At 66.1% G+C, this 233-nt stretch carries 1 protein-coding gene; it reads right to left on the bottom strand.

The features are described 5' to 3' along the window. Window positions 1-233 (bottom strand): AMP-binding protein (locus tag OO52_RS45875; protein ID WP_158712720.1); only part of this gene is annotated, 233 nt, incomplete at both ends.

Below are 233 nucleotides of genomic sequence, written 5' to 3'. Positions count from 1 at the left end.
TAGGCGCCGCCGGACTTCATCACTGCGAGGACGGCGATGAGCCAGTCCAGTGAGCGGGGCAGTGAGATCGCGACCCGCTTTTCCGGGCCCACACCTTGGGTGATCAGCCAGCGGGCGAGTTGGTTGGCGCGGGTGTTCAACTGGTCGTAGGTGAGGCTGTGGTCGCCGAACTCGGCGGCGGTCGCCTGCGGTGCCTGTCGTACCCGTTGCTCGAAGAGGTCCACGAAGGTGGT

This window comes from Streptomyces flaveolus, from assembly GCF_000716535.1.
Classification (GTDB): domain Bacteria; phylum Actinomycetota; class Actinomycetes; order Streptomycetales; family Streptomycetaceae; genus Streptomyces; species Streptomyces flaveolus_A.
Note: the sequence above shows the minus strand (reverse complement) of the source record. Positions and strands in the feature narration are given on the sequence as shown.